17 protein-coding genes are annotated in these 23,350 nt (G+C 71.0%); 8 read left to right on the forward strand and 9 right to left on the reverse strand.

The features are described 5' to 3' along the window. Positions 1-28: 28 nt before the first annotated feature. Entirely contained in the window at positions 29-1,423 is a 1,395-nt protein-coding gene (locus L0984_RS05020; RefSeq protein WP_234192624.1) for an alpha/beta hydrolase family protein, read from the reverse strand. Continuing rightward, positions 1,423-4,167, reverse strand: coding sequence for a tannase/feruloyl esterase family alpha/beta hydrolase (locus L0984_RS05025; RefSeq protein WP_234192625.1), 2,745 nt, complete (start codon positions 4,165-4,167; stop codon positions 1,423-1,425). Before L0984_RS05025 ends, L0984_RS05020 begins: the two co-directional genes overlap by 1 nt. Positions 4,168-4,296: 129 nt before the next feature. Here L0984_RS05025 and L0984_RS05030 point away from each other — a divergent pair, with 129 nt between their 5' ends. Together L0984_RS05030 and L0984_RS05035 are read left to right on the forward strand one after the other, a co-directional pair. Then, positions 4,297-5,271 (forward strand): LysR family transcriptional regulator, encoded by a 975-nt coding sequence (locus tag L0984_RS05030; RefSeq protein WP_234192626.1) that lies wholly within the window; start codon positions 4,297-4,299, stop codon positions 5,269-5,271. After that, entirely contained in the window at positions 5,268-6,341 is a 1,074-nt protein-coding gene (locus tag L0984_RS05035; protein ID WP_234192627.1) for a Bug family tripartite tricarboxylate transporter substrate binding protein, read from the forward strand. Before L0984_RS05030 ends, L0984_RS05035 begins: the two co-directional genes overlap by 4 nt. A 33-nt stretch (positions 6,342-6,374) precedes the next feature. Here the strand turns inward: L0984_RS05035 and L0984_RS05040 are convergent, their stop codons facing one another. After that, entirely contained in the window at positions 6,375-7,145 is a 771-nt protein-coding gene (locus L0984_RS05040) for a TetR/AcrR family transcriptional regulator (RefSeq protein WP_234192628.1), read from the reverse strand. A 149-nt stretch (positions 7,146-7,294) separates the two neighbouring features. Between L0984_RS05040 and L0984_RS05045 the strand changes: the two genes are divergently transcribed. The 5 genes from L0984_RS05045 (at position 7,295) to L0984_RS05065 (ending at position 15,753) form a co-directional block, all read left to right on the forward strand. Continuing rightward, the gene (locus L0984_RS05045; RefSeq protein ID WP_234192629.1) at positions 7,295-8,476 is read left to right on the forward strand and encodes an efflux RND transporter periplasmic adaptor subunit; all 1,182 of its coding nucleotides are present in this window, start codon (positions 7,295-7,297) and stop codon (positions 8,474-8,476) included. A gap of 15 nt (positions 8,477-8,491) precedes the next feature. Further along, on the forward strand, positions 8,492-11,653 hold the full coding sequence (locus L0984_RS05050; protein ID WP_234192630.1) for an efflux RND transporter permease subunit: 3,162 nt from the start codon (positions 8,492-8,494) through the stop codon (positions 11,651-11,653). A gap of 1 nt (position 11,654) precedes the next feature. Continuing rightward, positions 11,655-13,103 (forward strand): efflux transporter outer membrane subunit, encoded by a 1,449-nt coding sequence (locus L0984_RS05055; protein ID WP_234192631.1) that lies wholly within the window; start codon positions 11,655-11,657, stop codon positions 13,101-13,103. Positions 13,104-13,286: 183 nt separating this feature from the next. Further along, the gene (gene dinB, locus L0984_RS05060; RefSeq protein WP_234192786.1) at positions 13,287-14,480 is read left to right on the forward strand and encodes a DNA polymerase IV; all 1,194 of its coding nucleotides are present in this window, start codon (positions 13,287-13,289) and stop codon (positions 14,478-14,480) included. 106 nt (positions 14,481-14,586) lie between these two features. Beyond that, a complete protein-coding gene (locus tag L0984_RS05065) occupies positions 14,587-15,753 on the forward strand; it encodes a DNA topoisomerase IB (protein WP_234192632.1) in 1,167 nt (388 codons plus the stop codon). Here L0984_RS05065 and L0984_RS05070 read toward each other — a convergent pair. The 6 genes from L0984_RS05070 to yaaA all read right to left on the reverse strand — a co-directional run bounded on the left by L0984_RS05070 (position 15,707) and on the right by yaaA (position 20,342). Continuing rightward, the gene (locus L0984_RS05070) at positions 15,707-16,390 is read right to left on the reverse strand and encodes a hypothetical protein (RefSeq protein ID WP_234192633.1); all 684 of its coding nucleotides are present in this window, start codon (positions 16,388-16,390) and stop codon (positions 15,707-15,709) included. The two genes, L0984_RS05065 and L0984_RS05070, sit on opposite strands and share 47 nt — an antisense overlap. Continuing rightward, on the reverse strand, positions 16,387-16,743 hold the full coding sequence (locus tag L0984_RS05075; RefSeq protein WP_234192787.1) for a response regulator: 357 nt from the start codon (positions 16,741-16,743) through the stop codon (positions 16,387-16,389). Before L0984_RS05075 ends, L0984_RS05070 begins: the two co-directional genes overlap by 4 nt. Before the next feature lie 155 nt (positions 16,744-16,898). Beyond that, positions 16,899-17,756: an NADPH-dependent 7-cyano-7-deazaguanine reductase QueF gene (queF, locus tag L0984_RS05080; RefSeq protein ID WP_234192634.1), complete on the reverse strand. Its 858-nt coding sequence runs from the start codon at positions 17,754-17,756 to the stop codon at positions 16,899-16,901. Beyond that, positions 17,753-18,670 carry an alpha/beta fold hydrolase gene (locus tag L0984_RS05085; protein ID WP_234192635.1) on the reverse strand — a complete coding sequence of 306 codons (918 nt, stop codon included), beginning with the start codon at positions 18,668-18,670 and terminating at the stop codon, positions 17,753-17,755. The genes queF and L0984_RS05085 overlap by 4 nt, the downstream gene beginning before the upstream one ends. Before the next feature lie 16 nt (positions 18,671-18,686). Beyond that, positions 18,687-19,517, reverse strand: a complete 831-nt coding sequence (locus tag L0984_RS05090; protein ID WP_234192636.1) for a 2OG-Fe(II) oxygenase — start codon at positions 19,515-19,517, stop codon at positions 18,687-18,689. A 45-nt stretch (positions 19,518-19,562) separates the two neighbouring features. Next, positions 19,563-20,342, reverse strand: coding sequence for a peroxide stress protein YaaA (gene yaaA, locus L0984_RS05095; RefSeq protein ID WP_234192637.1), 780 nt, complete (start codon positions 20,340-20,342; stop codon positions 19,563-19,565). 117 nt (positions 20,343-20,459) lie between these two features. Between yaaA and L0984_RS05100 the strand changes: the two genes are divergently transcribed. Next, the gene (locus tag L0984_RS05100) at positions 20,460-23,345 is read left to right on the forward strand and encodes a valine--tRNA ligase (RefSeq protein WP_234192638.1); all 2,886 of its coding nucleotides are present in this window, start codon (positions 20,460-20,462) and stop codon (positions 23,343-23,345) included. Positions 23,346-23,350 lie beyond the last annotated feature (5 nt).

Here is a 23,350-nt window from a genome sequence, read left to right on the forward strand (position 1 = left end):
GGCGGCGCCAAGCAGCAGACCACAGAACTCAGCGCGCGGGCACCCGTGTCTCGACGGGCTGGGGTCGCCAGTCGGGCTGCAGGTGGCAGCCCGGCTTGCCGGCCGTGCCGTAGCGCGGCTCCAGCCGGCGGCAGGCCTCGGCCAGCCCGGTGGGCGTGGGCTTCTCGCCTCGGTCGATCCACGCGACCAGGGCATCGAACAGCGCCGGGTATTCCGGATCGCTCAGGTAGCTGTGCTCGCGCTCGTCGGCGAAGGTCTGCACCAGGTTGCCCTCGGTGCCGGCGGCGGTGCGGATGCGGCGGTAGGCGTCCTCCAGCTCGACGAAGGCGGTGGGGTCGTGGATGGCATGCATCGTCACCGTGGGCAGCGAGGTGCGGCCGGTGGGCAGGCTGTCCGCCGCCAGCGCGCCCTGGGCCTGCGGATCGGCGGCATAGCGCAGCACGCCCGCGTTGAGCGCCTCGGCCTCGCCGGGCGGCGCGTCGTAGCGCACGCCGATGTTGCCGAAGGGGTTGCGGCCGCCCAGGCGCTTCTGCGTCAGGTCCTGGAACAGCCAGGTGGCCCAGTTGAGGTGGGCGACCAGCGCCCGCTCGGGGATCTTCACTGCGGTCAGGATGGTTTTGAGATGGCTCGCCTGCGCCGGCGTGCGCTGCGCCGCGGGCAGGCCCACGCCGGTGCAGTCGCGCACACGCTCGGCCAGTTGCTGGCGCGTCAGCGTGGAATCGAGCGGCAGGCCCTGCCACAGCGGGTATTGCGGCTCCGACGGCAGTGGATGGTTGCGGCAGACGTACTGGTAGACCACCCGCAGGTCCAGTCGGAAGTCGTAGGCGGTGTTGCCGCCGCCCAGCACGCCGCTGGTGAGCACCAGGCCGTCGTAGGGGCTCTTGAGACCACCCAAAGGCGCATAGAGCTCAGCCGCCTTCGAGGCCACGCCGCCGCCGTAGCTCTGCCCGTGCAGCAGCGTGCGGCGGGGCTCACCGAAGCGGGCGACGAAGATGCGGCGCAGCCGCTCGGTGTCCTCGGCGGCCAGGGTCACGCCATAGCCGCTGCGTCGGTAGGTGGAGCCGGCCCAGGCATAGCCGGCCTTCACCGTGATGGCCCAGCGGCTCAGGTCCTCCTCGCTGCGCGACAGCTTCGGGGGACCGGTCTCGGGGCCGCCATGGGCATGCATCACCAGCACGCGGTTCCAGTCCTTGGGAATGGCGATCCAGTAGAAGGCGCCCGCGCCGTCGGCGCCGGTGTAGCAGCGCGCGTCCTGCGGCACGGCCTTCGGGCAGGTGGCGGGCGAGGGGCCCGTGGCTGCGGCCGGGCGCATCGCGGCTTCCTCGGCAGGACGTGCCGCAGCAGGGGCGGCCACAGCGACCAGGCTCGCGGTGCCGAGCGCCGCCAACACCAGAGCGGGGCGGAAGAAGGAAGGGCAGGACATCAGTGACGGACTCCAAGTTCGAGCGCCGCATTCGCGCCCGGGTCGGCGACGAAGGCGAAGACGCCGCTGTTGTAGATCAGCTTGCCCGGCCGGCCCGTGCCAGCCGTGGCCACGCCCGGCACGGGCGTGTCGAAGACCATCGTGGCGCTCGCGCTGCCCAGCTGCAGGCTGGTGCCGGCGATGGCCGCATCGCGGTTGTCGCCATTGCTGCTGGCCGCGATGTAGCTGCCATCGGCCGTGCCCGCGACCAGGCTCTGCTGAGTGGCATGCACACGCATGCCCACGTTGCCCGAGGCATCGCGCACCAGGTGCAGCGGCACCGCGGCGCCGCCCACCAGGCCGATCACCATCGAGCCCGAGAGCGTGCCGCCCGTGGTGGTGGCGCCGCCCGTGGGCGAGGTGGTGAACACGTCGAAGGCGCCACGCGTGGTGTTGAAGGCGAGGTAGCCCTTCTCGGTCTGCGTGCAGTTGGCGTCGTAGACCATGAAGCCGCCGGTGGTGGCGTCGCGGCAGTACTGGAAGGTGCCCGCGTTGCGCAGCCGCACCGCCCCCGCGTAGCTGGCCGCGGCGCCGCTGCCGGCCTGCTGCACGCCCGCCGCATTGGAGATGGCCGCCACCGGGTTGAACACGGTGGGCGTGGCGCGGTTGTCGAAGGTGGTCTGGAAGGCCACCAGCGATGCGAAGCCGCCGCCCGCCGCCCGCGTCACGCCACCGGACAGCACGCCGCCCGGCGCGAAGGTGAACAGTGCCCCGCCCTCCCCGCTCGTGTAGCTGCACTGGCCCTGCGGCACCAGCGTGCCGCTGCGCTGCGTGCCAACGGCGCGCTGGCTGCTGGCGTCGATGGTGACGGTGTAGGCCAGCGTGGCCGGGTCGATCTGCACCCGCAGCTCCTCGCCCTCCATGTTGCCGCCCCGGTAGGTGGTAGCCGAGGCCGGCAGGTACTGGCAGGCCAGCGGGTCGCCCACCTCGGTCACGCAGCTGTAGTTGACGGCCGCATCCAGGCTGCCGCTGCCGCGGTACTTGGGCCAGGCCGGGAACTGGCACAGCGGCCGAGTGCGGCCGTAGCTGCCGGCCACGGTGTCCATGGCCACCGGCGTGGCGGGCGCCAGGCCCTTCTCCACCCAGGACTCCAGCGCGCTCAGCGAATCCCAGCCCGGGATGAAGACGCCGGTGCCGTGACCCATGCCCGGCACGGTGTAGAAGCGCAGGCTCTGCGCGGCCGAGGCCGCGCCCACCGTGGCCACCACGCGGTTGTAGTAGTCGATGGTGGAGTTGGGGCTGATCACCTCGTCGGCCAGGCCGTGCAGCATGATCAGCTTGCCGCCGTGCGCGAAGAAGGGCGCCAGGTTGGCATCGGTCGCGTCGGTCAGGGCCGAGACGGTGGTCACGCGCGAGGTGAAGGCGCCGGGCGCCAGCGGGTCGAAGGTGAGCGTGTCGAAGGCCGCATCGCGGGTGACGAAGAACTTCACCCACTGGTCGCCGGTGACATACATGTTGGCATCGGCCGAGGTGGCCGGATTGCCCGGCACGGCCCGCGTGCCCAGGTCGCGCGTGGTGTACGGGCCGGCCACCAGGGCGCCCTCGAGCAGGTTGTAGCCACCCGCCTGCGTGACGCCATTGGCCAGCGTGTAGCTGCTGAAGACCAGCGGCGACTCGATGGTGCGCACGGTGGCCAGTTGCGCGTCCGACAGGCAGGTGTCGCCCGTATCCGTGCCGCCCGGGCAGCGCAGCGAGGCCAGGATGGCGCTGTTGAGCTGGCGGCAGCTTTCCACGTTGCTCACGATGCTGTCGGCCGCGCCGTCCAGCCGGTCGCAGGCCTGCAGCACGGTGCGCTGCACCAGCAGCGTCTTGGCCACGTTCATCCAGCCCGCGCCGCCGTTGGCATAGAGCGCCCGGCCCACCGCCACGTTCGACAGCCGCGTGCCGCTGTAGTTGAGGGCGGGCTCGTTGGCGATCACGCCGTCGTAGTCGGCCGGCCAGCGCTGGATGTAGGCCAGCGCATCGCGCCCGCCGGTGGAGGTGCCCAGGAAGTAGGCCTGGGTCGGCTTGCGGCCGTAGTAGGCCAGCACCAGCGCCTGCGCCACGTCGCGGGTCTTCTTGAGCGTGAGGCCGCCGTAGTTGGCCAGCTGTTCGTCGTTGCTGGCGAAGCGGCCGTCGGTGATGCTGCTGGACTGGTGGCCGGAGTCGTCGCCGTAGGTGGCATAGCCCATGGCCAGCGGCGCGGCCTGGTCGGGCGGGCCGAAGCGCACGGGCTCGGTGCCGTCGATCAGCCGGCCGTTGAAGCCGCCGCCGCCGAACTGGATGGTCTTGCCGTTCCAGGCCAGCGGCAGGTTCACGGCGAACTGGATGGCCTGGGCCGAGGCATCCACCGGCTGGATGCTGCCGCGCACCTGGCAGTAGTCGCCCAGGGTGTTGGCCGGATCGCTGGCCGAGATGGCCACGGCCGTGGCGACCGTGGCGCCGCCGGTGGGCAGCGCGATCGCGCTGGCGGGCAGGCTGCGGCCGGCCAGCGCCGCGCAGTCGACCGTGGGCGCGGCAGGCGGCGGGCTGGCCGGCGGTGGCGTGTCGTCCGGCGCCGGCGCCGGTGCCGCGGCCGGCGGCGAGGACGGCAGGAAGGCGAACCCGCCCCCACCGCCACCACCGCCCCCGCAGGCGGCCAGCATCAGGCCGAGGCCGAGGGCCGCGCCCCAGGTGCGGGGGCGCGACGGAAGCGGGAAAGCGGTGCGGGGGCCCTGGGGCTGCATGGTGATCGGTCTCCTGGGTGGCGGCTCGGACGCGGGGCCGCTCTGGTTGAAAGGGATGCGGGCGCACGATAGGCAGGGCCTGAATGAGGGTCAAATAAAATAATCCGGCACTTTCGATACGAAAAAGATATGGAGACACGCGCGCTGCGCTACTTCCTGGCCGTCGCCCAGACCGGCCACATGACGCGGGCGGCCGAGCAACTGGGCATCCAGCAGCCGCCGCTTTCCGTGCAGATCAAGGCGCTGGAGCGACAGCTGGGCATGGCCCTGTTCCGCCGCCATCCGCGGGGCGTGGCGCTCACCGACGCGGGCCGCGCCTTCCAGGCCGAAGCCGAGCGCCTGATGCAGGACATGGCCGCCATGGAAGCGCGCATGGCCCGGCTGGCCCGCGGCGAGGCGGGCGTGCTGTCGGTGGGCTTCACCAGCTCTGCGGCGGCGCATCGCTTCGTGCCGAACGCGCTGCGCGCCTTCCGCCGCCAGTACCCCGGCGTGGAACTGAAGATCAGCGAGAACAACGCCGCCGACCTCACCGAGGCGCTGGCCGCGGGCCGGCTGCATGGCGGCCTGCTGCGCGTGCCGGTGGCCGCCCCGCCGGGCCTGGTCTTCGAGACCCTGCTGCGCGAGCCGGTGCTGGCCGCCCTGCCCATCGAGCATCCGCTGGCGGCCGGGCGACCGGCGGGCCGCGCCCTCTCGCTGGCCGCGCTGTGCGGGGAGCCGCTGATCCTGGTGCGCCGGGCCGGTGCACCCGGCCTCTATGCCGACCTGCTCTCGCTGGCCCTGGCGCGCGGCCTGCGGCCCCGGGTGGTGGCCGAGGTCGACCGCATGATGAGCAACCTGAACCTGGTCGCCGCCGGCGTCGGGCTGTCGGTGGTGCCTGCTTCGATGGAGGGCGTGCATGCCCATGCCATCGCCTACCTGCCGCTGGCGGACGCCGCGGCGCTCGACGCACCGCTGACCCTGGTCTCGCGCGAGGACCAGGACAACCTGCCAGCACAGCGCTTCGCGGCACTGGTGCGGGAGCTGGCGGCGCAGGAGGCAACGCCGTCCATGACGCCAGCGCCCGCGCGTGCGGCATCGCGGCGCACGAAGAAGGCGGCACCATGAGCGTCCGCCCGGCCGCTCCACAGGATGCCCGCGCCGCAGTCGATGACGAGCGCGGCCCGGCCGATGCCGGCCGTGGCCTGCCCCGCCGCGCCTTCGCTGCGGGCTTCGTCGCCGGCGCGTTCGGCCTCATCGGTGCGCCCCGTTCCGCCCTGGCGGACGACATGCCCGACTGGCCCCGCCGTCCGTTGCGCCTCATCGTGGTCTACCCGCCCGGCGGCGTCAGCGACGGCATGGCCCGCGCGCTGGCCGAGCCGCTGTCGCAGGCGCTGGGCGTGCCGGTGGTGGTCGACAACCGCGCCGGCGCAGGGGGCAGCGTGGGCCTGGGCCTGCTGTCCCGCGCTCCGGCAGACGGCCACACGCTGGCCTTCTCGGCCATCAGCCCGCTGACCCTGCAGCCGCTGATCGGCCGCGTGCCCTACGACCCGCTGCGCGCCTTCGCGCCCGTCGTGGGCGTGATGCGCACGCCGGTGCTGGTGGTGGGCACGCCCGCCTTCACGGGCCAGGGCTTCGAGGCGCTGGTCGCCCAGGCTCGACGGTCTCCCGGCCAACTGCGGTGGGCCACATCGGGCGTCGCCACCATCGGCCACCTGGTGCTGGCCCAGGTGCGCACCGTGAGCGGCGCGGCCATCGTGCATGTGCCCTACCACGGCGGCGGGCCGCAGCTCACCGATGCGCTGGGCGGCCAGTTCGAGGTGCTGTCGACCAACGTGGCGGCGCAGCAGCTGCAGTACATCGCCGAGGGCCGGCTGCGGGCCCTGGCCGTGGGCGCGCCCCAGCGCATCGACGCCCTGCCCGGCGTGCCCACGCTGGCCGAGCTGGGCTACCCCGAGGCCAACCGCGACTCGCTCTTCGGCCTGTTCGCGCCGACGGGCACGCCCGCGCCGGTGGTGACGCGCATCAACCACGAGGTCGAACACCTGCTGCTGCAGGACGACACCCTGCGCCGCCGGCTGCGCGAAGCCCACAACCTGCCGGCCGGGGGCAGCGCCGAGGACTTCGCACGCGAGATCGCGGCCGACCGGCGACGCAACCGGGCGCTCGTGGCCGCCCGGCCCGGTGCCTTCGACTGAGCAGGTCCGCACGCCACGGCGCGCCGGCGTGGCTCAGCGACGCCGGGCCTTCGGCGGCGGTGCAGGAGCCGGTGCGGGGGCGTCCGGTCGCGCGCTTGGCGTGACCGGCGCGGGCGACATGGCAGGTGTGGCAGGTGTGGCAGGTGCGGCAGGCGCGGCAGGCGCGGCCGACACCTCAGGTGCAGCCGGTGCCGCCCGCTCGGTGCACCCATAGCCGTTGAGAAACGCGTCGATGGCACGCCGCGCATACGCCCGCAGCTCCGCCCGGGTCCACGCTTCTTCGAAGCCCAGCATCCGGGCCATCAACGTCTCCGACTCGATCAGTGCCGTCAGGTGCTGGGCGGCGATCAGTGGGTCGGCGCGACGCATGCTGCCTCGCTGCATGTGCCGCTCCAGGAAGACCGCCAGCTCCTGCATGCCCTTCTTGGGCCCTTGCTCGTAGAACTGGCGACCCACGTCGCTGCGGCCGGCCTCGGCGATCACGGCGCGCTGCGCCTTGGTCGCTTCGGGGGAGCAGAAGGCGATGATGAATTTCTCGCCATAGCGGCGCAGCGCCGGCTCGAACTCGCCGTCCTCCTTGCTGAGCGCATCGAAGATCGGGTGGAAGAGCGAATCCGCCGCCCCGATCGTCACGGCCACGAACAGCTCCTCCTTGGAGCTGAAGTAGCCATACAGCGTGGCCTTCGAACTGGCGGCCCGCGCGGCGACGTCCCCCATGGACGCGCCCTCGAATCCCTTCTCGCGGAACACCTGCGAAGCCGCCAGCAGCAGCATGTCTCGTTTGGCTTTGGTCTTGACCCTCAACTGGACTCCTTTTCCGAACTCACCCGTTCATTATTGGTTGACGGACGGCGAGCGTCAAACTACATTTCGGCTTTAACAGTACCGTACGGTACGGTATTGAAAACGTGGTTTCCGCGGCCGCCCGCGGCGTTCCCCTGGAGGAAAAAACGATGCGCCCCTCTCTCACATTCGTCTCGACCATCGCCGTCGCCCTGGCCTCTGCCTGCGTGCTGGTCGCCTGCGGCAAGCCGCCGGGCGGACCGCCGCCCGCGGCCGGCATGCCCGAGGTGGGCGTCATCACGCTGCAGCCCCAGCGGCTGGCCATCACCACGGAGCTGCCGGGCCGCACCTCCGCCTCGCTGGTGGCCGACGTGCGCCCGCAGGTGGCGGGCATCGTCAAGGCGCGCAAGTTCCGCGAGGGCGGCGACGTCAAGGCCGGCGAGACGCTCTACCAGATCGACCCCGCCACCTACCAGGCCCAGTACGACGCCAACGTGGCGGCGCTGGCCAAGGCACGCGCCAGCCTGACCACCACCCGGCTCAAGGCGCAGCGCTACAAGGAGCTGGTGGCCATCAAGGCCGTGAGCCAGCAGGACTACGACGACGCGGCCGCCGCGCTGGAACAGGGCGAGGCCGACGTGGCCTCGGCCAAGGCCAATGTCGAGACCAGCCGCATCAACCTGGCCTACGCCCGCATCGAGGCGCCGATCTCCGGCCGCATCGGCAAGTCGTCCGTGACGCCGGGCGCGCTGGTCACCGCCAACCAGTCGACGGCGCTGGCCACCATCCAGCAGCTCGACCCGATCTACGTGGATGTGACGCAGTCCAGCGCCGCGCTGCTGCAGCTGCGCCAGGCCATGGCCCGCGGCGACCTGCAGACCGGCACCGCCGGCGCCGCACGCGTGCGGCTGCTGCTGGAGGACGGCAGCAGCTACCCGCTGGAAGGCAAGCTGGAGTTCTCCGACGTGACGGTCGACACCTCGACCGGCGCCATCACGCTGCGCGCCCTCTTCCCGAACCCGCAAGGCGTGCTGCTGCCCGGCATGTACGTGCGCGCCGTGCTCCAGCAGGGCGTGAAGAGCGATGCACTCACGGTGCCGCAGCAGGCGGTGGTGCGCGACGGCGGTGGCCGGCCGATGGTCTATGTGGTCGATGCGCAGCACAAGCTCCAGCGCCGCATGATCCAGACCGACCGCGAGGCCGGGGACCAGTGGATCGTCCGCTCGGGCCTGCAGGCCGGCGACGTGCTGGTGGTCGACGGACTGCAGCGCGCGGCGCCCGGCGTCGAGGTCAAGACCACGCCGTGGACGGCCCCGCCCCCGCCCACCACAACGACGGCCTCGGCCCGCTGATCCCCGGGAACTGCCATGTCACGCTTCTTCATCGACCGCCCCATCTTCGCGTGGGTGCTGGCGATCCTGGTCATGCTGGGCGGGCTGCTGTCCGTCTTCACGCTGCCCATCGCGCAGTACCCCAGCATCGCGCCGCCCGCGATCGCCATCGCCGCCAACTATCCCGGCGCCTCCGCCAAGACGGTGGAGGACACCGTCACCCAGGTCATCGAGCAGAAGATGAAGGGCCTGGACCGGTTGAGCTACATGAGCTCCACCAGCGACTCCACCGGCGCCGTCACCATCACCCTGACCTTCGAGAACGGCACCGACCCGGACACCGCCCAGGTGCAGGTGCAGAACAAGCTCTCGCTGGCCACGCCGCTGTTGCCGCAGGAGGTTCAGCAGCAGGGCGTGACGGTGTCCAAGGCCGTCACCAACTTCCTCACGGTGCTGGCCTTCACGTCGGAAGACGGCAGCATGACCGGCTCCGACCTGTCGGACTATGTCGCCGCCAACGTTCAGGACGCCATCAGCCGCGTGGAAGGCGTGGGCGACATCACGCTCTTCGGCTCGCAATACGCCATGCGCGTGTGGCTGAACCCCGACAAGCTCGCGAGCTTCGGCCTCACGCCGCTGGACGTGCAGACCGCCATCCAGGCGCAGAACGCCCAGGTGTCCTCCGGCCAGATCGGTGGGCTGCCGGCCGCGGGCAACCAGCAGATCAACGCCACCATCACCTCGCAGACGCGCCTGAAGACGGCCGCCGAGTTCGAGGACGTGCTGCTGCGCACCCTGACCAACGGGGCGCAGGTGCGCCTGCGCGACGTCGCGCGCATCGAGCTGGGCAGCGAGTCCTACGCGTCCAGCGGGCGCTACAACGGCAAGCCGGCCGCGGGCCTGGCGATCAAGCTGGCCACCAATGCCAACGCCCTCGACACCATCAAGGCGGTCGACGCGCGCATGGCCGAGCTGGAGAAGTTCTTCCCGCCCGGCATGAAGGTGCAGAAGCCCTACGACACCACGCCCTTCGTGCGCATCTCCATCGAGGAGGTCGTCAAGACGCTGGTCGAGGCCGTGGTGCTGGTGTTCCTGGTGATGTACCTCTTCCTGCAGAACTTCCGCGCCACGCTGATCCCGACGATCGCGGTGCCGGTGGTGCTGCTGGGCACCTTCGGCGTGCTGGCGGCCTTCGGCTTCACGATCAACACGCTGACCATGTTCGCGATGGTGCTGGCCATCGGCCTGCTGGTGGACGACGCCATCGTGGTGGTCGAGAACGTCGAGCGGGTCATGAGCGAGGAGCACCTGCCGCCCAAGGAGGCCGCGCGCAAGTCCATGGGGCAGATCACCGGGGCGCTGGTAGGCGTCGCGCTGGTGCTGGCGGCGGTGTTCGTGCCCATGGCCTTCTTCGGCGGCTCGGTGGGCGTGATCTATCGCCAGTTCTCCATCACCATCGTGTCGGCCATGACGCTGTCGGTGCTGGTGGCCATGGTGCTCACGCCCGCGCTGTGCGCCACGCTGCTCAAGCCCGTGGCCGGTGACCATGGGCTGGCCACCAAGGGCTTCTTCGGCTGGTTCAACCGCAACTTCGACCGCGGCCAGCGCCGCTACCAGGGCGTGGTGCGCCATGTGCTGAACAAGGGCTGGCGCTACATGGTCCTGTATGCGGTGCTGACCGCCGCCGTCATCGCCGTGTTCCTGAAGGTGCCGGTGGGCTTCCTGCCCGACGAGGACCAGGGCTCCGCCTTCGTGCTCGTGCAATTGCCGCCGGGCGCCACGAGCGCGCGCACGGACGAGGTGCTGCGCCAGGTCGAACACCAATTCCTGGTGGACCAGAAGGACGCGGTGGACGGCATCTTCTCCGTCAACGGCTTCAGCTTTGCAGGCAGCGGCCAGAACACTGGCATGGCCTTCGTCAAGTTCAGGCCATGGGACGAGCGGCGCGGCGATGCGCTGAGCGTGGCGGGCGTGACGGCCAAGGCCAGCGCCTTCTTCAACACGCTGCGCGGCGCCCGCGTGTTCGCCTTCGCGCCGCCCGCGGTGGCGGAGCTGGGCAATGCGACCGGCTTCGACCTGATGCTGCAGGACCGGGCCAACCTGGGCCATGACGCGCTGATGAAGGCCCGCAACCAGCTGCTGGCCGAGCTCTCCGCCGACAAGCGCCTGGTGGCCGTGCGGCCCAACGGCCAGGAGGACGCGCCCGAGATGAAGCTCAGCATCGACCCGCAGCGGGCCGAGGCGCTGGGCCTGTCCATCGCCGACATCAACGCCACGCTGTCCACCGCCTGGGGCAGCAGCTACGTCAACGACTTCCTCGACCGCGGCCGGGTGAAGAAGGTGATGCTGCAGGCCGATGCGCCCTACCGCATGCAGCCCAGCGACATCGACCGCTGGTACGTGCGCAACGCGAGCGGCGCCATGGTGCCCTTCACCGCCTTCGCCACGGCCAGCTGGGCCAGCGGCTCGCCGCGGCTGGAGCGCTACAACGGCTTTCCCTCCGTGGAGATTCTGGGCATGGCCCTGCCGGGCACCGCGTCCAGCGGCGAGGCGCTGGCCATCGTGGAGCAGGCCGTGGCCAAGCTGCCGCCGGGCTTCGGCTACGAATGGACGGGCATCTCGCGCCAGGAGAAGGCATCGAGCGGCCAGACCAGTCTGCTGTACGGGCTGTCGATCCTCTTCGTCTTCCTGTGCCTGGCGGCGCTGTACGAAAGCTGGGCGATCCCGCTGTCCGTGGTCATGGTGGTGCCGCTGGGCCTGCTGGGCACGCTGGTGGCGGCGCTGCTCACCTGGAAGATGAACGACGTGTACTTCCAGGTGGGCCTACTGACCACCATCGGCCTGGCATCGAAGAACGCCATCCTGATCGTGGAGTTCGCCAAGGACCTGCATGCCCGCGGCGCCAGCCTCATGGAGGCGGCCCTGGAGGCCGCACGACTGCGCCTGCGACCCATCCTGATGACCTCGCTGGCCTTCATCCTGGGGGTGCTCCCGCTGGTGTTCGGCCACGGTGCCGGGGCCGGCGCGCAGAACGCGCTGGGCACGGCGGTGGTGGGCGGCATGGTCTCGGGCACCGTGCTCGCGATCCTCTTCGTGCCGCTGTTCTTCGTGGTGGTGCTGCGCGCGGTGGAACGCCGTGGCCCGCGCCATCCCTCCTCTGAACCCGTTGCCGGCACCCTGCCGGCCGAAGGAGCCTGAGATGCGCCGCATCGCCTTCACCCTCGCCCCCGTGGCGTTGGCCGCGGCCCTGGCCGGCTGCAGCCTGATGCCGGCCTACGAGCGGCCCGCCCTGCCCGTGCAGGACGCCTATGCCGGCGACGCCGGCAAGGCCACCGAGCAGCCGGTCGCCGACCTCGGCTGGCGCGACGTGTTCCGCTCGCCGCAGTTGCAGCAGCTCATCGACATGAGCCTGGCCAACAACCGCGACCTGCGCGTCGCGGTGCTCAACATCGAGAAGGCGCGGGCCCAGTACCGGGTGCAGGACGCGGCCCGCTGGCCCACGGTGAATGCCACCGCCAGCGGCACCGGCAGCCGAACGCCGGCCGACCTGTCCGCAACGGGCGATGTGCTGATCGCCCACCAGTCCAGCGTGTCGGTGGGCATCAGCGCCTATGAGCTGGACCTGTTCGGCCGCGTGCGCAGCCTGAGCGCGCAGGCGCTGCAGGAGTTCCTCTCGACCGCCGAGGCCCGGCGCGCCACGCAGGTGACGCTGGTCTCCGAAGTGGCCACCGCCTACCTGACGCTGGCCGCCGACCAGGACCAGCTGACGCTGGCACGCCAGACCCTGGCGGACCAGAGCGAGGCGCTCCGCCTGCAGCAGCGCCTGCAGGACCTGGGGCAGGCCTCGGCACTGACGGTCAGCCAGGCGCGCACCAGCGTAGAGACCGCCCGCGTCGACGTCGAGCGTTACACCGGTCAGGTGGCGCAGGACCGCAACGCGCTGGTGCTGCTGATCGGCGCGCCGGTGCCGGCGGAACTGCTGCCCGATTCGCTCACGGCCGCGACCGACCTGACCCAGGGCCCGCTGGCCGCCATTCCGCCGGGCCTGCCCTCGCAGCTGCTGCAGCGCCGGCCCGACATCGTGGAGGCCGAGCACGACCTCAAGGCCGCCAACGCCTCCATCGGCGCCGCCCGTGCGGCCTTCTACCCGCGCATCAGCCTCACGGCCTCGGCGGGCACCGCCAGCAGCGAGCTGTCGCACCTGTTCAAGGCCGGCTCGGGCAGCTGGAGCTTCGTGCCGCAACTGAGCCTGCCCATCTTCGATGCGGGCACCAACCGCGCCAACCTGGCGACCGCGCAGGCGAGCCGGGACATCGCGCAGGCCCAGTACGAGAAGGCGATCCAGACAGCCTTCCGCGAGGTCTCGGACGCACTCGCCCAGCGCAGCGCCCTGTCGCGCCAGATGGATGCCCAGCAGGCCCTGGTCGACGCCAGCGCCGAGAGCTACCGCCTGTCGCAGGCCCGCTTCAAGGCCGGCGTCGACAGCCACCTGACCGTGCTGAGCTCGCAGCTGTCGCTCTACGCCGCGCAGCAGAACCTCATCAGCACGCAGCTGTCTCAGATGACGAACCTGGTGACCTTCTACCGCACGCTGGGCGGCGGATGGTCGGAGCGCTCCGAGCCGGCGGTGGCCCAGGCGCCGCGCTGAAGCCGCGGTCACCTGCGGCCCGACTTGCCGCAAGCAGGCGAAGGCGGCAGCCGCGACCCGGTCCAGGCGCTACGCCGCCTTCGGACCGCGGGGTTGAGCGGCGGACGACCGGCGAAGGCGCCCCGCCTTGCGGACAATCCACGGGTGAGTTCCACCCCCATCCGCCGCATCGCCCACCTCGACATGGACGCCTTCTTCGCCTCCGTCGAGCTGCTGCGCTATCCGCAGCTCAAGGGCCTGCCGGTGGTGGTGGGCGGCGGCCGGCGCCGGCTGGAGGAGGTCATCGGCGGCCTGCCGCCCGACACGCCGCTAGACCGCATCCCCGTCTCCGCCTTCCCGCGCCTGGCCGACTACGTGGGCCGCGGCGTCATCACCACCGCCACCTATCCGGCGCGGCAGTTCGGCATCGGCTCGGCCATGGGCATGATGAAGGCCGCCAAGCTGTGCCCGCAGGCGCTGATGCTGCCCACCGACTTCGACGAATACCGACGCTATTCGCGCGCCTTCAAGAAGATCGTGACCGACATCGCGCCCGTGATGCAGGACCGCGGCGTGGACGAGGTCTACATCGACTTCACCGAGGTGCCCGGCGGCCAGCGCGAGGGCGGCCGGGTGCTGGCGCGGCTGATCCAGAAGTCCATCTTCGACAGCACGGGCCTGACCTGCTCCATCGGCGTGGCGCCCAACAAGCTGCTGGCCAAGATGGCCAGCGAGTTCGACAAGCCCAACGGCATCACCGTGCTGTACGCGCACGAACTGGCCGATCGCATCTGGCCACTACCGGTGCGCAAGGTCAACGGCATCGGGCCCAAGGCCGAGGCCAAGATGACGCGGCTGGGCCTGCACACCATCGGCGACCTCGCCAAGTGCGAGCGCCACTGGCTGGTGCAGCACTTCGGCAAGGCCTATGGCGCCTGGCTGCACGAGGTGGCCTGGGGCCGCGACGACCGGCCGGTGGAGACCGAGAGCGAGCCCGTCTCCATGAGCCGCGAGACCACCTTCGAGCGCGACCTGCACGCCGTGCGCGACCGGGCCGAGCTCGGCGCCATCTTCACCCGCCTGTGCGAGAAGGTGGCCGAGGACCTGCAGCGCAAGGGCTACGTGGGCCGCACCATCGGCGTGAAGCTGCGCTATGCCGACTTCAAGATCGCCACGCGCGACCAGTCGCTGGAGCTCTACACGGCCGACGCGAAGCTGATCCGCCGCACCGCCGGCCTGGCCCTCAAGCGCGTGCCGCTGGACCGGCCCCTGCGCCTGCTGGGCGTGCGCGTGGGCGCGCTGGTGAGGGCGGACAGCGCCGAGGCGCAGGCGCCCGTGCGCCGCAGCGCCGGCAAGCCGCCAGCCCCCGCGGGCCCGGTGACCGCGTCGCTGTTCTGAAGGGCCCGGCCGGCGGGCAAAGGCGCACGGCGTACCCCGTGCACGACCCGCGTCCTACAGCCTGTCGCCTCGGGCGGTGGCAGCTTGCGGGCAAACAGCCCGCACCATGCTCGACGCCACCGCCTCCGCCCCCCATGAACCGGCTGCCGTGCCGGCGCCCACGCCCATCGGCAACGGCCTCGTCTATGTCTCCAGCGAGATGCCCGGCATCCAGCGCGTGCGCGACGGCGAGGGCTTCCGCTACCGCGACGCCGAGGGCCGCTGGATCCGCGACGAGGACGAGATCGCCCGCATCCGCAAGCTGGCGATCCCGCCGGCCTACGAGCAGGTCTGGATCTGCCCGCTGGCCAACGGCCATCTGCAGGCGACGGGCCTGGATGCACGCGGTCGGCGGCAGTACCGCTACCACGCGGACTGGCGGCTGCTGAAGGACGAGGCCAAGTTCGAGCGGCTGGAGCAGTTCGGTCAGGCCCTGCCCCGCATCCGCGCCCGGGTGCAGCGCGACCTGAACAAGGCGCGCGGCAAGCCCTCGCGGTCGGCGGTGCTGGCCGCCATCGTGCGGCTGCTCGACACCACCTACCTGCGCGTGGGCAACGAGGAATATGCACGGACCAACAAGTCCTTCGGCCTGACGACGCTGCGCAACCGGCACCTGCAGTCGACCCGCGGCCGGCTCACGCTGCGCTTTCGCGGCAAGAGCGGCGTGATGCACGAGGCCGAGGTGGGCGACAAGCGCGTCGCGCGCGTGGTGCGCCAGTGCCAGCAGCTGCCGGGCCAGGCCTTGTTCCAGTACCTGGACGAGGACGGCGAGCAGCGCCATGTGAGCTCGGGGGATGTCAACGACTACCTGCGCGAGGCGACCGGCGGCGAGTTCACGGCCAAGGACTTCCGCACCTGGCATGGCTCGGTGCAGGCGCTGGAACTCACGCGGCTGGCCTGCGACCGCCAGGTGGAGGAATCGACCGGCCTGCGCATCCGCGCCAAGGAGATCCTGGCGGCGGTGGCCAAGCAGTTGGGCAACACACCCGCGGTCTGCCGCAAGGCCTACATCCACCCCGCCGTGCTGGAACTGGGCGGCAAGCTCTCGGCCGATGCCGAGGCGATGTCGAAGGTGTGGGACGGACTGGGGACGGCGCGCACGCGGCGCGGCCTTCTGGCGGCGGAGGGGCGGCTGATGGACTTCCTGCGCCGCCACCGGCTCGCGCTGGCGCGCGAGGCGCGTCAGCTCAATCGGCTTTCAGCGACAGCACGACCTCGTCGCGCCCGATCGTGATGGTGCGGCCCAGGTCGTCGGCCAGGTTCTGCAGGCACACGGCATCGATGGCCAGGCTGCGCGGGGCACGGTGCTGCATCAGCTCGGCGTCCTCGCGGCCTTCCGGCTTGGGCCCGACGCGCACCCGCACCAGATGCGACTCTTCGCCCGGCTCGATGCGAACGAGCACGGGCACCTCGGTCTGGTCGTGCAGGTGGCCCAGCGCGCCCAGCAGCAGGTAGCGCAGGGCGGCACCGTCGGGCCAGCGCGCCTCGTCCGGCGCCGAGGCGTCGAGGCGCTCGTCGATCTCCAGGGACAGGCCATTGAGGTCGAAGGCGGCACGCATGAGGCCGGCGCACTGGCGCACCAGTTCGCCACGGGCGAGGCCCTCGTCGGTGGTGGCGAGTTCCCAGTCGCGCAGGGCACGCACCGAATCGACGAGCAATGCGAGCTGGTCGCTGGCCTGGTCCACCCGCTGCATGCAGGCGGCACCATCGACCGGACTCGCGCCGGCATGGCGCTTGAGCATCAGCAGCGTCATGCGCAGCAGCGAAACCGGGCCCGCCATCTCGTGCCGGAGGGCGGGCAACGCACGCATGAGCAGTTCATGCCGGACGCCGGCGGCGATCCAGCTGCGGGCACTCGGGGAGGATTTCATGCGGAAGCCGGCCGGGCCAGCAGCCGGTCGAGCGCATCGAAGTCGATGGGCTTCTGAAGGTAATGGTCGAAATAGGGCACGGCCTGCGCACCTGTCGCGTCGCCGGCACCGTAGCCGGAAATGGCCACCAGCAGCAGCGGCCGGTCGCCGGCATTGCTGCGCAGGTGTTGCGCCACCTCGGTGCCCGGACGGTCGGGCAGCGTGAGGTCGACCAGCGCGACGTCGTAGCGGTCCTGCGAGAAGGCGTCGATGGCCTCCTGCGCGGTGTGCGCACAGCGGGCCTGGTGGTCCTGCAGGACGATCAGCTCCTGCAGCAGTTCGGCCGCGGAGACGTTGTCGTCGACGATGAGCACGTTCAAGCGGAAGGTCCTCTTGCGTTGTGTCTGGATGGAAGGCCGCTCCAGGGTCGGCGGCCGGTGGGGCAGTATGCGCGCCGCCGTCCGCCCAGGCTGTAGGAGCATGCCGACGGCGCGTTCCACGGCGGCGCCGGCCGGGCCGGGGCCCCGGCTCATTGCCGGGCGGTGCGGATGTTCGGCGGCAGCGCCTGCGGCGAGCTGGTGCGCCAGGGATTGATGTCGAGCCCCCCGCGCCGGGTGTAGCGGCAGTAGACGGCCAGGCGCGTCGGGGCGCAGCGGCGCCAGATGTCCGTGAAGATGCGCTCGGCGCAGGGCTCGTGGAATTCGTTGTGGTTGCGAAAGCTCACGATGTAGCGCAGCAGCCCTTCCTGGTCGATGGGCGGGCCGCTGTAGCTGATCTGCACGCTGCCCCAGTCGGGCTGGCCGGTGACGCGGCAGTTGCTCTTGAGCAGGCGGCTCGTCAGCGTCTCGTTGACCGCAGGCTCGCCCGGCACGGTGCGCAGCAGCTCGGGCCTGGGTTCGTAGTCGGTGCAGTCCACGTCCAGGCGGTCGAGGTCCAGGCCTGACAGCTCCTCCAGCCGCTCGGCATCGAACTGGGCCGGGGCCAGCAGCCTGACGCCCACGCTGCCGCTGCGCTCGCTGCCGCGCCAGACGGCCTCGCCCAGGTCGGCGCGCAGGCGCTCGCGCACGGCCTCGGCGTCGGCAAAGGTGCTGCTGTTGAAGCTGTTGAGGTAGAGCTTGAAGGACTTGCTCTCGATGATGCTGGGCGTCTCGCAGGGCACCGTGAAGTGCGCGATGGCCAGTTGCGGCTTGCCGCGCGGATTGAGCCACGACAGCTCGAAGGCGGTCCACAGGTCGGCGCCGAAGAAGGGCAGGCGCTGCGTGTCGATGCCCATCTCCTCGCGCTGCAGGGCGCGCGGCAGGGGGAAGAGCAGCGAGGGGTCGTAGCGGTCGACGTAGGCCGAGGCCCGGCCCAGCTGCGACTGCTCGGGGGTGTTGTCCAGACTCATGCCGCCGATTGTCGGCGGGCGTCGGCGTCCTGAAGAAAGGGAAGGACATGCCCCGCCAGCTGCGCCGCGACGGCCGGTGGCCAGTCGTGGCCCATGCCGGGGATGCCGACGAAGCGCGCGCCCGGAATGCGGCGCGCGGTGTCGCGTCCGCATTCGATGGGCAGCAGCGGGTCGGCCTCGCCGTGCAGCACCAGCGTCGGACACGCGATGCGAGACAGAAGCGCGGGCCGTTCGCTGTCGGCCCAGATGGCCAGCAGCTGGCGCTGCGTGCCCGCCGGGTCGTAGTTGCGGCGCAGGGCGGTGCGCACCTGCTCGCGCAGCACGGCGTCGTCCAGCGGCCAGGGGGGGCTCTGGATCAGGCGCAGCAGGCCGACGCTGTGGTCCACCAGGGCGTCCTCCCCGGCGCTGCGGCGCGGCGGCCGGCGCAGCATCGCGGCAGCCACCTCGGCCCGGGGACCGGGCAGGTGGCGGGCCCCGCTGCTGCTCATGACGCTGGTCAGGCTGAGCACGCGTTCCGGGGCCGTGGCCGCCATGCGCTGGACGATCATCCCGCCCATGGAGACGCCCAGCACATGCGCCTGGGCGATGCCCAGCGCGTCGAGCAGGCCCAGCGCATCGCCCGCCATGTCCTGCAGGCCGTAGGGCACGTCCAGCGCCAGGCCCATGCGCATGCGCAGCGCCTGCCACATCAGGTTGCTGCGCGCGGCATCGTGCAGGTGGGTGGAGAGGCCCGCATCCCGGTTGTCGTGGCGCAGCACGCGGTAGCCGGCGCCGGTGAGTGCATCGACCAGCGCGGCCGGCCAGGCGATGAGCTGCATGCCCAGGCCCATGACGAGGAGCACCGCGGGGCCCGAGCCGCCGCTGTCCTGGAAGGCGATGTCGATGCCGTTGGCGCGGGCGGTGCCGGAGGTCATCGCGACGCGATCCCGCTCACTTGAATTCGCCCTCTCGCAGCCATTTGGTGGCCACCCATTTCTCGCCTGCCTCCACCGGTGCGCCGCCGTGCAGCGTCTTGGTGGTGGGATGCGGCCGGTCGTAGGAGAAGAAGACGCCCGTGCCCCGCACCGGGGCCACGGCCAGGCCCACGTCCGGAAAGGTGGTGGCACCGCCGCGCTCGGGCTCCTGCAGGTACATCACCAGCGTGCCCACGCGCTGGCCGCCGCGGCGCAGGATGGTGGGCGTGCCGGGCTCGCCCGGGTCGAAGTAGTCGTAATGCGGTCGGTACTGGGCGCCGGGCGAGTAGCGCAGGATCTGCAGCCCCTCCCCCCGCTCCACCGGCCAGTTCAGCAACCGGGCGATGCGGGCCTCGATGCGGCTGACCAGCTCGCTCTCGCCGCGCTGGAAGAACATCCCGTCGCTGGTGCGGTCGGCATTGACGGCCTCGCCGCCCGTCTTGGTCTCCACCGTGAGCGAGCGGGCCAGCCGGGCCCGGGCCGCCTCGATCAGCCCCTCGCACTCCTCGTCGCTGAGCAACTGGCCGAAGACGACCACGCGCGGTTGGGCCAGCGTCTGCATCACCTGCACCCGGCGGTCGCCGGCGTCGAGGTAGAGCGGGTCACCGTCGAGCCGGGGCTCGGGCATCTCGGTGCGCCTGGGCGGCGGCTCGGCGGGTGCGCCGCGCTCCAGTTCGGCCAGCGCCATGTCGGTCGCATCGTCGCGCCAGCCGGCGGCATGCATCGACGCGCGCAGCGTGGCGACGGAATGGCCGGCAGCGAGCTGGGACTGGATCCACTGCCGGAGTTCGGGGGTGAGGGCTTGCATGCGCTGGGACTCCCTGGGCTTGGGCCGAATGCGTCAGGATACCTTTCAGCCGCGACGGAACACCAGTCGGTCCGGCTGCGAGACCTCGGGCGCGAAGGCATAGCCTTCGAGGTCGAAGGCCTCCAGCCGGCGCGGCGTGGCCGCCTTGTGCAGCACGGCCCAGCGCGCCATCAGGCCACGGGCGCGCTTGGCATAGAAGCTCACGATCTTGTAGTCGTCGCCCTTGCGCTCCTGGAACACGCATTCGACCACGCGGGCCTTGAGCGCCTTCTGGTCCACGGCCTTGAAGTACTCCTGCGAGGCCAGGTTGACGACCACCGGCGTGCGGTCCGCGGCCAGGCGCTCGTTGAGCCACAGCGAGATGCGATCGCCCCAGAACGCATACAGGTCCTTGCCGCGCGGATTGGCCAGGGCCGTGCCCATCTCCAGGCGGTAGGGCTGCAGCCGGTCCAGCGGACGCAGCACGCCGTAGAGGCCGCTGAGGATCACCACATGGTCCTGCGCCCAGGCCAGCTGCGCGGCGCTCAGGCTGCGCGCGTCCAGCCCGCCATAGACGTCGCCGTCGAAGGCCAGCGCGGCCTGGCGGGCGTTCTTCGCCGTTCCCTTGGGCGCCCAGGCCTCGTAGCGGGCGGCGTTGAGGGCGGCCAGCTTGTCCGACAGGTGCATCAGCTCGGCCACCTGCAGCGGCGACTTCTGGCGCAGCAGGCCGATGAGCTCGGCGGCGGGGCCGCGGGCGCCCTCGAACACGGGCTGGGTGGCGGGCAGGTGTTCGGGGACGGGTGCTTCGTAATCGAGCGACTTGGCGGGCGAGAGCAGGAAGAGCATCGGGGAATTATGGAAGACCCGGAGACTCGGGGAGTGCCCCGTAAAATTGCCCGCTTCCCGTCTTCGAACACCCACGGCATGCCGGCGCCCGCCAGCGTGCCCTGACTCCATCCGCCCATGAGCGACACCCCCCTGCAACCCGGCCTCCAGAGCCTCGCCAAGTCCTTCGAACCCGCCGCCATCGAGGCCCACTGGGGGCCCGAGTGGGAGCGCCGCGGCTATGCGAAGGCGGGCTTCCGCGGCACGCAGGCGCCCCAGGCCGGCGCGCCCTCCTTCGCCATCCAGCTGCCGCCGCCCAACGTGACGGGCACGCTGCACATGGGCCATGCCTTCAACCAGACCATCATGGACAGCCTGACGCGCTACCACCGCATGGCGGGCGCGAACACGCTGTGGGTGCCGGGCACCGACCATGCCGGCATCGCCACGCAGATCGTGGTGGAGCGCCAGCTGCAGGGCCAGGGCACCAGCCGCCACGACCTGGGCCGCAAGAACTTCGTCGCCCGCGTGTGGGAGTGGAAGGAACAGTCCGGCAACACCATCACCCAGCAGATGCGCCGCATGGGCGACACGGTGGACTGGAGCCGCGAGTACTTCACCATGGACGACAAGCTCTCCACGGTGGTGACCGACACCTTCGTGCGCCTGTACGAGCAGGGCCTGATCTACCGCGGCAAGCGGCTCGTGAACTGGGACCCGGTGCTGATGTCCGCCGTCTCCGACCTGGAGGTGGAAAGCGAGGAGGAAGAAGGCGCGCTGTGGCACATCGCCTACCCGCTCGAAGACGGTAGCGGCAGCCTGACGGTGGCCACCACCCGGCCCGAGACGATGCTGGGCGACGTGGCGGTGATGGTGCACCCGGAAGACGAGCGCTACACCGCCCTCATCGGCAAGCAGGTGCGCCTGCCGCTGGTGGACCGGCTGATCCCCATCATTGCCGACGACTACGTGGACCGCGAGTTCGGCACCGGCGTGGTCAAGGTCACGCCCGCGCACGACCACAACGACTATGCGGTGGGCCAGCGCCACGGCCTGGCCGTCATCGGCGTGCTGACGCTGGACGCCAAGATCAACGACAACGCGCCCGAGGTCTACCGCGGCCTGGACCGCTTCGCCGCCCGCAAGAAGATCGTGGCCGACCTCGAAGCTGCCGGCGCCCTGGTCGAGACCAAGAAGCACAAGCTGATGGTGCCGCGCTGCGCCCGCACCGGCCAGGTGGTCGAGCCCATGCTCACCGACCAGTGGTTCGTCGCCATGACCAAGGTCAGCGAGCAGGACCCGACCGGCAAGAGCATCGCCCAGAAGGCCATCGACGCGGTGCAGTCGGGCCAGGTGCGCTTCGTGCCCGAGAACTGGGTCAACACCTACAACCAGTGGATGAACAACATCCAGGACTGGTGCATCAGCCGCCAGCTCTGGTGGGGCCACCAGATCCCCGCCTGGTACGACGAGGACGGCCGCGTCTACGTCGCCCGCAACGAGGAAGAGGCGCAGAAGCAGGCCCCCGGCAAGACCCTCACGCGCGACGAGGACGTGCTGGACACCTGGTACTCATCGGCGCTGGTGCCCTTCTCCTCGCTCGGCTGGCCCCAGGCGCTGGAAGACGGCAACGCCCTCAAGGACTACGACCTCTACCTGCCCTCCACCGTGCTGGTGACCGGCTACGACATCATCTTCTTCTGGGTCGCCCGGATGATCATGATGACCACGCACTTCACCGGTCGCGTGCCCTTCAAGCATGTCTACATCCACGGCCTGGTGCGCGACGCGCAGGGCAAGAAGATGAGCAAGTCCGAAGGCAACGTGCTCGACCCGGTGGACCTGATCGACGGCATCGCGCTGGAGCCGCTGCTGGACAAGCGCACCCAGGGCCTGCGCAAGCCCGAGACCGCGCCGCAGGTGCGCAAGAACACGCAGAAGGAATTCCCCGAGGGCATCCCGGCCTACGGTGCCGACGCGCTGCGCTTCACCTTCGCGGCACTGGCCTCGCTGGGCCGCAGCATCAACTTTGACAGCAAGCGCTGCGAGGGGTACCGCAACTTCTGCAACAAGCTGTGGAACGCCACCCGCTTCGTGCTGATGAACTGCGAAGGCCAGGACTGCGGCCTGATGGACCACACCAAGGCCGACTGCGCCCCGGGTGGCAAGGCCCATGGCTACATGCGCTTCAGCCAGGCCGACCGCTGGATCGCCTCGCGCCTGCAGCGCGTGGAGCAGGAAGTGGCGCAGGGCTTTTCCGAGTACCGCCTGGACAACGTGGCCAACGCCATCTACCAGTTCGCCTGGGACGAGTTCTGCGACTGGTACCTGGAGATCGCCAAGGTGCAGATCCAGACCGGCAGCGAGGCCGAGCAGCGCGCCACGCGCCGCACGCTGATCCGCACGCTGGAAACGCTGCTGCGCCTGGCGCACCCGGTCATTCCCTTCATCACCGAAGAGCTGTGGCAGAAGGTGGCGCCCGTCGCCGGCCGGGCCAGCGAATCGATCATGGTCGCCGCCTACCCCGTGGCCCAGCCCGAAAAGATCGACGAGGCGGCCGAGGCGCACGTGGCCAAGCTCAAGGCGCTGGTGGCGTCGTGCCGCACGCTGCGCGGCGAGATGAACGTGTCGCCGGCCCAGCGCCTGCCGCTGTACGTGGTGGGCGACGCCGACTTCGTGCGGCAGGCCGCACCGGTGCTCCAGGCGCTGGCCAAGTTGAGCGAAGTCAAGGTTTTTGACGATGAAACGGCCTGGACGGCAGCGGCGCAGGCCGCGCCGGTGGCCGTCGTCGGCGAGGCGCGGCTGGCGCTGCACGTCGAGATCGACGTGGCCGCCGAGCGCGTGCGCCTGGGCAAGGAAGTCGCCCGCATCCAGGGCGAGATGGCCAAGGCCCAGGGCAAGCTGGGCAACGAGGCCTTCGTGGCCAAGGCGCCGCCGGCGGTCATCGCCCAGGAAAAGCAGAGATTGGCCGACTTTGGCGCCGCGCTGACACGTTTGCAGGAACAACTCGTGCGACTTGGCTGACAGCG

Origin of the sequence: Pseudacidovorax sp. NFM-22, from assembly GCF_021401245.1 — a bacterium.
Classification (GTDB): Bacteria; Pseudomonadota; Gammaproteobacteria; order Burkholderiales; family Burkholderiaceae_C; genus Xenophilus.